Below are 11,007 nucleotides of genomic sequence, written 5' to 3'. Positions count from 1 at the left end.
AGATTTATAAACAATGGATGGTATTTCTTTTCATTTTGAATATATTTAACCTTTATAACTTCATATTGAGAATGCAAGTTGATTTAGAATCAATTTTCAACATCAATAGTAACATTAAAGAATATAATTAACATAAATACTGATTATGAAAAAACTAGGTTTTTTGGCAATCGTTCTTATCGGATTTTCCGTTCAAGCACAAGGAACAAATCTTGAAAAAGATTATACTGCCATAGAAGGTAAGGTAATTGAATGGCGTAGAGAAATTCATCAAAATCCAGAATTGGGTAACAGAGAATTTAAAACTGCTGAAAAAATTGCGAAGCACTTAAAATCATTAGGAATCGAGGTTGAAACCGGTGTTGCTTATACCGGTGTGGTAGGAATTTTAAAAGGTGATTTGCCTGGCAAAGTTGTTGCACTAAGGGCCGATATTGATGCCTTACCCGTTACGGAAAGAAATGATTTACCATACAAGTCTAACGTTACCTCTGAATTTATGGGTGAAAAAGTTGGCGTTATGCATGCATGCGGTCATGATACTCATACCGCAATCTTAATGGGTGTTGCTGAAGTAATGTCTAAAAACAAGGATAAAATAAAAGGCACTGTGAAATTCATCTTTCAACCCGCTGAAGAAGGTCCACCACCAGGAGAAGAAGGTGGTGCCTTATTAATGGTGAAAGAAGGAGTTATGGATAGTCCGAAAGTAGATGCTATTTTCGGTCTTCATATTAATTCACAAACCCCCGTTGGTGTAATAAAATATAAATCTGGTGGTACTATGGCTGCAGCTCAAAGTTTCACTATTAATGTAAAAGGAAAACAATCACATGGTTCTCAACCATGGTCCGGTGTTGATCCTATATTAATCAGCGCTAAAATAATTGATGGTCTTCAAACTATAATAAGTAGGGAAACCGAACTTACCAATGAAGCAGCTGTTATTACTGTTGGAAAAATCAAAAGTGGTGTACGTTTCAATATCATACCAGAATCTGCAGAAATGATCGGTACTATTAGAACGTTAGATTATGACATGAAGGATAAGCTTAATAAGCGTATGGTAGAAATGGTGAGTACCATTGCCAAAGCATACGGTGGCGAAGCTACTTGTGAGATTAAAGATGCAACAGATATCACCTATAATAATCCTGAATTGGTAGAGCAAATGTTACCTACTATCAAAAGAGTCGCTGGTGATGCCAATGTTCGATTTCAAAAAGCAATAACAGGAGCGGAAGATTTTTCATACTTTCAAAGAGAAGCTCCCGGGTTTTTCTTTTTCTTAGGAGGAATGACACCTGGCAGTACAGAATCATATCCACATCATACACCAGATTTTTTAATAGATGATAGTGGTCTGCTTTTAGGAGTACGTACCCTAACAGAAATGAGTTTAGATTATTTAAATAGTGATCAAACACCACTTTTGGATATTAAACCAAAAGGATAATTTTGATGAATCAATTTTTAAATTCTTTTCCAAGCCCACCATGGTGGGCTTGGATTTTTTTATTCATTTCATTAGTAGCGATCTGGGATATTTTTATTCAGAAAGGCCACACTATTAAGCATAATTTCCCTGTATTTGGGCATCTTAGATATTGGCTAGAAAGTATAGGACCAGAAATGCGCCAATATTTTGTTGCAAACAATAGAGAGGAGCTTCCCTTCAACAGAATAGAAAGAAGTTGGATTTATGCTTCTGCAAAAAAAGAGAACAATTATGAAGGTTTTGGTTCTGACCGCGATTTATATGCACACCAGCATATTTTTATAAAAAATAGAATGATGGCCTACACGGTACCTATTGGTCACCCTAATGCAAGTGAGCCAGCATTCGTACCGTGTGCGAAAACAATGGGCTTACACAATAATCGAAAGAAGCCTTACAGACCAGGTAGCGTTGTAAACGTGTCTGCTATGAGCTTTGGATCACTTTCTGCAGCAGCTGTAGAAGCTATGAATAAAGGTGTGAAAAAGGCAAATGCCTTTCATAATACTGGTGAAGGCGGAGTCTCACCTTACCACCAACACGGTGGTGATATCATTTTTCATTTTGGGACTGGATATTTTGGTGTGAGAACCGAAGATGGAAATTTCTCTATGGAGAAAATGAAAAAATTAGTTGAAGACAATCCATGTATCAAAGCCATAGAAATTAAATTATCTCAAGGAGCAAAACCAGGTAAAGGAGGTGTTCTACCAGGTGCTAAAATAACACCTGAACTTGCAAAAATAAGAGGTGTTGAAGTTGGTAAAGATGTATTATCACCTGCTACACACAAAGCGTTTTCAAACGTTGAAGAACTGATGGCTTTAATAGAAGCTATTGCAAATGAAACAGGTCTGCCTGTAGGTATCAAAGGAGCTATCGGAAAATTAGATCAATGGGAAGAATTAGCCGATATTATGCTAAAAACGGGAAAAGGTCCAGATTTTATTACTATTGATGGTGGTGAAGGTGGAACAGGTGCAGCTCCCCCTTCTTTTGCCGACCATGTTTCTTTGCCTTGGGTTTACGGCTTTTCAAGCCTTTATAAGGTATTTTTAAATAGGAACCTTATCGACCGAATTGTATTCATAGGTTCAGGAAAATTAGGTTTTCCTGCAAAAGCTGCCATGGCTTTTGCTATGGGAGTAGACTGTATAAATGTTGCTCGTGAAGCTATGATGAGTATTGGTTGTATACAAGCGCAAGTTTGCCATACCAACAGATGCCCTACCGGCATCGCAACGCAAAATAAATGGTTGCAAAAAGGTATTGACGTACCTTTAAAAGCTGACCGTCTGGCCCAGTACTTTAATACCTTTAGAAAAGAGTTTTTAGAAATAACACATGCTGCAGGTTATGAACACCCATGTCAATTTACCATGGACGATGTTCAAGTAAACGTAGACGACAATTACCTAAATCGCAGTTTAGCCTCTACCTATGGTTACAATAAAGCAAAAGTACCTTTTATAGGAGTTCAAGAATTAAAAGACTGTTCGTATCTTGGTGGCAAAATTTAGATTAACCTATTTAATGCATATTTATATGATAAGATTTTTTTTATGTTCAATTTTAGTAGTTGTTGGATTAGGCAATGTACAAGCTCAGAAAAAGAGTGAATTAATAGATCAGAATCAGGAACTAAAATATAAACTAGATTCTATATCGAGAATAGTAAGTACCGCGCAGCACAATGAAAAATTAGGATTACAACGTGCCGATGAACTTCAAGTACAAGTAACCGAGTTACAAGATGCTAATGCTACTTTGATGAAGAATCTAAATAGCTTCGCAGCATTATCAAGTCAGAATTCAGAAAACATCAATAAGACCTTAGCAACCTTAGAAAGAAAAGAGAAGCAATTGAAAGGTATAACAGATGCCGTTGCCAGTAATGATTCTACCGCGGTAGTTATTTTAACCAATACTAAACAAGTTTTAGGTGAAAATGCAAAAGTTGGCGTATCTGACGGTTCCGTAATTATTTCAGAGAAATTAGATTTTTTCTTTACGGATGGTGTTGGTGTAAATCCTTCAAGTGAATCTAGAGGATGGATAGAAAATGTTGCAAAGGTGGCAAATGCTAATCCTAAAAGCATAATTACCGTAGCGAGTTTAAGTATTACAGGTGAAATGGATATTGCTATTCAACAAGCGACAGCTATTGCGAGTATTCTAATAAAAGATTTTGGTGTAAATGGCGAGCGAATTATGGCAGTTGCGCAAGATGGCGGCCTACGCGAATCACTTCAAATAAAACTACAACCAGATTACAAAGGCTTCTATGATATGGCAAAGGGAGATGTTAAAAATTAAATTTGTTGCATTTCATCGATGAAGTACTATACTAATTGAAAAATTTGGACGTTCTTATTTCGTAATTAATAACTAATTTAAAAATGAGTTCTGACCAAATTTTTCAACTTTTCGCATATTTATTACCTTCAGTAGTTACGGGTGTTATTGCTTTCTATTTCTTTAGAATGCACACGAACAATGAAGAAGGTCGTAGACGTTTCCTTTTACATAAAGATTCTCAAAAAGATACCTTACCAATTCGTTTGCAAGCATATGAACGTATGGCTTTATTTTTAGAACGAATTGCTATTCCAAGTTTAGTAGTACGTGTTGGACCACAATCTAAAGACAAAGGTGCTTATGAAAGTTTATTGATAAAAAGTATAGAGACAGAATTTGATCATAATCTATCACAACAAATTTATATGACCGACGAATGTTGGAATATAATTAAGGCAGCAAAAAGTGCAACAATACAAATGATTAGGAAAGCGGCAATGAGTCAAACAGAATCTGCCGATAAATTAAGAGAAGATATTCTTAATGAAACTATGGAAAAAACTTCTCCTTCAGCTACTGCCCTTTCTTTTGTAAAAAAGGAAATTGGCGATTTGTGGTAGTAGCTCTCAATGAAATTCTCTTACTTGAATTAAAAAGCCCTTTTCTCAAAAAGAGAATTATTCATTCTCATTTGGCTCAATAGGGCTTGTTTCTTCGTTCTTATTTTTAGCGTACAAATAACCTCTTTTCCACCACAAGGTCATCTTTGTTTTATCAAATATTAATGAATTGGTCGTCAATATCGTTGGTGTATAGAACAGATTTATAATAGCATTATTTTGATTGGCAACTAATTTTCCTATTCTGATATTCTGATTTTCAATACGATCTAAAATAAAGCTCATCATTGTGGTGATTAGCTCGAACGGATTTCTAGATGCCACCCTATTCAAATAATTTACCTCGGTATGTAAAACAACCACATCTACTTCGGTTGCCCCTCTTTTTATTGCCTCCTCTATAGGTACAATACTACCTAAACCACCATCTGCATATTCACAACCATTTTTACGAACTAAACTCATGAATGGCGTATAGTTTGCTGATATCCAAATCCAATCACAATAATCTTCATAGGTACAATCTTTAATAGATTTATACTCTACCTGATTTAATGATAAATTAGAAACCGTAATAATTACATCAGAATCTCCGTTCTTTAAGGTTTCAAATTCTTCGATAGTTAAACTATTTGCAATAAGTTTCCTAAGGTTTTCACTTTCGCCAAAGGTCTTTTTCCCTACCAGAAAATTTCTAAGAACATTCCAATGATTAATGGAAATCTCCTCATTACCACGAATATTCTTCACCAAAAAAGGGCAATTATTAAATATGCTCTTTTGATTGACATTAGAATAGATTTCTTTGATCTTATCTAATTTACCCAATGCCAAATGTGAAATTAAAAGACTTCCGGTAGAAGTGCCCACAAAAATATCATACTTTCTACCTTCTTCTTGAATTAGGTATTGGGCAACACCACCAGCAAAGGCGCCTTTACTACCACCACCGGAAATAACTAATGCTTTCATTTAAAATTTAATTTCGTTTTAAGATAACGCAAATCTGATGACTTTAGTCGATTTGCGACCTTTTCAATCTCACTTATTTGCTCCTCATCTTTCAATAAAGCATCTAATAACTGTCTTGAGTAATTTCTAAATTGCCAAGAATGATGATTCGTTGCCTTAATCAAATTTACCAATCCATCACCTTTAATAGCCTGAATTTCAAATAAGTAATGAAAAGCGGTTTGTCGTACTTCTGGATTAAAAATTGGGTTCGTATATCCAATAAGTTCTTCATAATATTCAGTACTCGCTTCTGGGTTATAATCGGGAGTTACCAAAGCAAGCGTAAGCCAAAGCAAGCGAACATTCTTATTAGGAAGACCGATAATAGCTTTTGTCTTATCTAAAAAAACACGTCTATCATAATCAAAGCTACTCCAAAGATTATATAGCATTAATTCATTGGTGATATAACTATTATCTAGCAATAATGTTTCAGCAAACTCTTTTAAAATCTCAGGTATTTCACCCATTTTCTGAGCAGCATATTGTCTTATATTTATGTTATCACTTACAATTAAGGGAGAAAGTTCCAATTCAGGAATATCACCTTTTCGTTTAAGAAATTCTAATTTTAATTGAGTTGATAACTCAGGATCCTTTAAAAAATCACTTGTTATAAGAGTTTTTTGCTTATCATGTTTTAATACATAATACATTTTATGTGAAGAACTGTTCGTCATTAAATAGTCTTTGACTTCCTCCATAGGAAATTCCTTTCCCTCTAACCAAACCTCTTTAAATTTATTTAAATTTTTACCACTCGCCTCTTCCATTACCGTAATAAAATCAGCAACAGTCACGTTTTGGAACTTATAGATATTCAAATAATTCTTTATACCGCTTTTAAAATTTATATCACCTACCTCATCTCTAAGAATCGCTATAGCCCAAGCTCCTTTTTCGTAAAATGTAAGACTACTAGATTTTGGGTCAAGTAAACTCTGCCCCTCTCCTTTTTCTGAAGCTTCATTTAAAACCTTGGCAGTTTCAAATAATTTCCAATAAAAATAATCATCACCAAATACTTCTTTTTCAGCTAAATAAGCGTAATACGTAGCAAAGCCTTCATGCAACCAGTGATGTTCACTATTCTTTTCGGTTACCAAATTACCAAACCATTGATGTGCCAATTCATGTGCATTAATATTCACGTAATTTCTATCAATAAATGAAGTGGAATCAATTACATAGGCATCAGAAAAAAAAGTGGCGCTTGTATTTTCCATACCAGCATATAAAAAATCATGTACAGGAACTTGTTTATAATTTTGCCAAGGATACGCTACTCCTATTTCTTTTTCTAAAAAATCGAATATCTCTTTTGTATATCTATAAGTAGGTTCCACTTTAAGACTATCAGAAGGATAATAATAGTTTTCAATGGCAACACCACTATCAGATCTCAATACTTGCTTGTGATAATCACCTATGGCAAAAGCAAGTAAGTAACTGCTCATAGGCTTTTTCATATCAAAAAACCAAACAGAAAACTCTTCGGATTCATTTGACTTCATTAACAAATTACCATTCGCAATAACCTGATAGTTCGTATTCGCTTCAATGGTTAAATCGAATTCAATCTTTTCTTCCATATCGTCAAAACTCGGTAACCAATGACTTGTATATTTACCTTGACCTTGTGTCCATATTTGTTCATTGCCCAATATTTCATCATCCCAACCAATAAAATAAACGGTCTGTTTTGGCTTGGCAACATATTCGATATTAAGTTTATGGGATTGTCCTTTTTTAAATTTTTGCTTAATGGAAATTGTCTTTTCTGTAGTAGTGAAATTTGCTTTTTTTCCATCGATCTCCACCTTTAGAAAATCCATATTCTTGGCATCAAGAAAAATAGAATCTACATTTTGTTTTACATCAAAACGATAATCAACACTTCCGTTTAATTGCTGTTTTAGAGGTACTGCCTTAATATATAAGGTGGCCTTAGTAAAATCTACCCTATCTTGATGTTGACCGTAGGTGAAACAGGTAATTCCAAAAATAAGTAGGAGAAAAAAATTCTTCATTTAGATTTATAAACTATAGAAAATCAAATTTAATAATTTAGTTTGTCGCAATTCTACCTAAACCCTACTTTAGTAGCATGAATGCTAATTTCTTGCAGACTCCCATTGTTTACTTAAAAGGCGTTGGCCCTAACCGTGCTGAAACCTTAAAATCAGAATTAGGAATTGACACTTACCAAGATTTGCTCAATCTTTTTCCCAATCGATATATAGATAAAACTCAATACTATAAAATCGGTCAATTACAACGTAGCAGTGCCGATGTTCAAATTATAGGCAAATTAGTCAATATTAAAACGGTCGAACAAAAAAAGGGAACTCGGCTAGTTGCTAAATTCATTGATGATACAGGAGAAATGGAACTGGTTTGGTTTAGAGGTCAGAAATGGATTCGCGAAAATTTAAAATTAAATACTCCCTATGTTATTTTCGGAAAATGCAACTGGTTTAACGGCACATTTTCAATGCCTCATCCAGAAATGGAACCACTTAAAGAACATGAGCAAGGCACAAAAGTATACATGCAACCCGTGTATCCTTCAACAGAAAAATTAAGTAATAAAGGTATTACCAATAAGGTCATCAATAAATTGATGCAACAACTTTTTATAGAGGTGAACGGTAAATTCACTGAAAGCCTTTCGGATAAGCTACTTTATGAACTAAAGCTGATTTCAAAAAGTGAAGCCCTGTTCAACATTCATTTCCCTAAGAATCAGGAGTTATTGGCAAAAGCACAATTCAGGCTAAAATTTGAAGAACTATTTTACATTCAACTTCAACTAATAGGTAAAAAACTATCTAGAAAAAAGAAGATAAAAGGATTTCCTTTTACTGAAGTAGGTGACTATTTTAACGATTTCTACTCTAATAAGTTACCCTTTGAGCTAACCGGAGCGCAAAAAAGAGTCATTAAGGAAATTCGAGCTGACCTAGGTAGTAATGCCCAAATGAATCGTCTACTACAAGGCGATGTAGGTTCAGGAAAAACGATTGTGGCTGTAATGACCATGCTTTTGGCCATCGATAACGGATTTCAAGCTTGTTTAATGGCGCCAACAGAAATTCTAGCAAATCAACATTTTCAAGGTATTTCAGAACTACTGGAAGGCTCCCATATAAGATGTGCATTACTAACTGGATCCGTTAAAAAATCGGCTCGTAAACCTATTCATGAACAGCTAGAAAGTGGAGAGTTAAATATTCTTATTGGCACCCATGCCCTTTTAGAAGATAAAGTAAAATACAAGAATTTAGGAATGGCCATCATTGATGAGCAGCATCGTTTTGGTGTTGCCCAACGTTCTAAATTATGGCATAAAAATGAATTTCCTCCACACATATTGGTCATGACGGCAACACCTATACCAAGAACGCTGGCAATGAGTTTATATGGTGATTTGGATATATCCGTAATCGATGAATTACCCCCTGGCCGTAAGCCAATTAAGACTGTTCACCGGTATGACGCCAATCGCCTAAAGGTATTTAGATTTATACGGGATGAAATAGAAAAAGGCAGACAAATTTATGTTGTTTACCCATTGATACAAGAATCGGAAGCCATGGATTATAAGGACCTGATGGATGGTTATGAGAGCATTGTTCGTGATTTTCCACAACCAAAATATCAGATATCCATCGTTCACGGACAAATGAAACCTGCCGATAAAGAATTTGAAATGAATCGGTTTGTAAAAGGCGAAACACAAATAATGGTCGCCACAACCGTTATTGAAGTTGGTGTTAATGTACCTAATGCCTCTGTTATGATTATCGAAAGCGCCGAGCGTTTTGGTTTATCACAATTACACCAATTACGAGGTCGTGTAGGTCGAGGCGCAGACCAGAGTTTTTGTATTCTAATGACCAGCCATAAATTATCTGCAGAAGCAAAAACTCGATTAGAAACCATGGTGGCTACTAATGATGGATTTGAAATTGCCGAAGTTGACCTTAAACTTCGTGGACCCGGTGATTTAATGGGCACCCAACAAAGTGGATTGTTAAATTTAAAAATAGCCGATATCGTTAAGGATAATGACATTCTTAAAACAGCACGGTATTACGCCCTTCAATTACTTAAAGAAGACCCTTCATTGGGTAAACCAGAGAATTTAACTGTTAGACATATGTATGCCCAGTTGGTAAAGCATAAAAATATCTGGACGTATATTAGTTGATAATTTGAATAGGCAAAATAGGAATCTTTTGTTTGTCTAAAACATTACCATTAAAATCAACTGTGAATATTCCTTGTGATTTGAACTGTCCCCCAAGACTAAAACTAGAAACTCCAAGTAAAACCACTTTACTCTCATAATCGATCGCATAGCACTCAACAAGAGGTTGCCATTCTACTTCATCACTTTCAAATTTAGTTATATTATCAAATACATCAATGAACACGCTTTCACCTGTTTTTAAATTATAAATCACGGGATATAAAGCACCTGTTCCTGGAAATGCGCCTGTTCTAGTTCCAAAAAATACATCATCAATAATAATTTGAGAATTCTTATTACTTTTATAACCAGCTTGAAATTGACCACCTTCTCCTGGTATATTTATTTCAAATAGATTAGAAGAATCAACATCATATTGATAGTTAACCCCATCCCCACCAAATAAATAGCAATTTCCATTACGGTCACCTACTAAATTATAAGTATCATCTTTTAAAATTGTTTTAATGTCAATTATTTCTGATTCATTTAAACTCATAACTAGTAAAGATTTTCCCGCTTGAGGATTAAATGAATCCTCATACCAAAGAAAATAAGTATGTTTCCCAACATATAGTGATTCAAATTTTGAATTTGCTGTCCTTTTAAATTTCCCAAGGTTTAATTCTGTTTCTTGATTAGTTCTGACATCAATTATTTTTATTTTGTATTCCGTAGTACCATCGATGGAATCAAAAGAATTAAAGTCTCTATACTGAAAATAGATTCTTTCACGGTAATGCCAATAAGACCATTCGTATGGATTAAAATAAGGTATGTCTATCTTAAAAATTTCATTAGAATTATAACTTTTATAGTGAAAAGTATAATTGTCACGACCAATTGCATTTTCCATAATAGTAATCCCATCTTTATCTGAGTAATAATTTTCGTAATTCGTTAGAGGTAGTCCAAATTCAGAAAATAAATTTATGTAAGAATTAGGGTCGTATTCTTCTCCATTATTTTCATGTTCATATAGTTCTCTACCCTGTGTACCTCCGTTAACACTTAAATCATAAAAATTACCTATAACCCTAAAGCTTGATTTGGCATCTAAATCATTATCTATAGAATCATCACTACAAGAAATAAACAAAATAGCAGATACAATTAAAGTCAGCTTTTAATTGTCAGAAATTTAAGACAAAAAAAGAAATTTATATTAGTGAAAAATAAACTTTAGTCAAAATACCATTTTAGTAGTATAACTGGTTTAATGAATAAATAAAATATCACAACTCAACCGTTGAACATCGTAATTTTCAAGTGTGTTAATTTCCAAAAAACCCTTGTTTTTAATAGATTTGTAAACTTAGATT

At 34.1% G+C, this 11,007-nt stretch carries 8 protein-coding genes; 5 read left to right on the top strand and 3 right to left on the bottom strand.

Features of this window, described 5'->3' with window-relative positions; translation table 11 throughout:
• Positions 1 to 145: 145 nt before the first annotated feature.
• The 4 genes from AACZ41_RS17820 to AACZ41_RS17805 all read left to right on the top strand — a co-directional run bounded on the left by AACZ41_RS17820 (position 146) and on the right by AACZ41_RS17805 (position 4,416).
• Complete coding sequence (locus AACZ41_RS17820) at positions 146 to 1,456, top strand: amidohydrolase (protein ID WP_339629954.1); 1,311 nt, start codon at positions 146 to 148, stop codon at positions 1,454 to 1,456.
• A 5-nt stretch (positions 1,457 to 1,461) separates the two neighbouring features.
• Positions 1,462 to 3,018, top strand: a complete 1,557-nt coding sequence (locus AACZ41_RS17815) for an FMN-binding glutamate synthase family protein (RefSeq protein WP_339629953.1) — start codon at positions 1,462 to 1,464, stop codon at positions 3,016 to 3,018.
• Between the two features lie 25 nt (positions 3,019 to 3,043).
• The gene (locus AACZ41_RS17810; protein WP_339629952.1) at positions 3,044 to 3,814 is read left to right on the top strand and encodes a hypothetical protein; all 771 of its coding nucleotides are present in this window, start codon (positions 3,044 to 3,046) and stop codon (positions 3,812 to 3,814) included.
• Between the two features lie 83 nt (positions 3,815 to 3,897).
• The gene (locus AACZ41_RS17805) at positions 3,898 to 4,416 is read left to right on the top strand and encodes a hypothetical protein (protein WP_339629951.1); all 519 of its coding nucleotides are present in this window, start codon (positions 3,898 to 3,900) and stop codon (positions 4,414 to 4,416) included.
• Between the two features lie 57 nt (positions 4,417 to 4,473).
• On the opposite strand, the gene AACZ41_RS17800 is transcribed toward AACZ41_RS17805, so the two are convergent.
• On the bottom strand, positions 4,474 to 5,388 hold the full coding sequence (locus AACZ41_RS17800) for a patatin-like phospholipase family protein (protein ID WP_339629950.1): 915 nt from the start codon (positions 5,386 to 5,388) through the stop codon (positions 4,474 to 4,476).
• Positions 5,385 to 7,460, bottom strand: a complete 2,076-nt coding sequence (locus AACZ41_RS17795; RefSeq protein WP_339629949.1) for a M1 family metallopeptidase — start codon at positions 7,458 to 7,460, stop codon at positions 5,385 to 5,387. The genes AACZ41_RS17800 and AACZ41_RS17795 overlap by 4 nt, the downstream gene beginning before the upstream one ends.
• Before the next feature lie 77 nt (positions 7,461 to 7,537).
• Here AACZ41_RS17795 and recG point away from each other — a divergent pair, with 77 nt between their 5' ends.
• On the top strand, positions 7,538 to 9,643 hold the full coding sequence (recG, locus tag AACZ41_RS17790) for an ATP-dependent DNA helicase RecG (RefSeq protein WP_339629948.1): 2,106 nt from the start codon (positions 7,538 to 7,540) through the stop codon (positions 9,641 to 9,643).
• Here recG and AACZ41_RS17785 read toward each other — a convergent pair.
• Positions 9,636 to 10,784 (bottom strand): hypothetical protein, encoded by a 1,149-nt coding sequence (locus AACZ41_RS17785; RefSeq protein ID WP_339629947.1) that lies wholly within the window; start codon positions 10,782 to 10,784, stop codon positions 9,636 to 9,638. The two genes, recG and AACZ41_RS17785, sit on opposite strands and share 8 nt — an antisense overlap.
• Between the last annotated feature and the right edge of the window lie 223 nt (positions 10,785 to 11,007).

Source organism: uncultured Maribacter sp. (assembly GCF_963974015.1).
Lineage (GTDB): Bacteria > Bacteroidota > Bacteroidia > Flavobacteriales > Flavobacteriaceae > Maribacter.
This window is presented reverse-complemented; position numbering and strand designations above follow the sequence as displayed.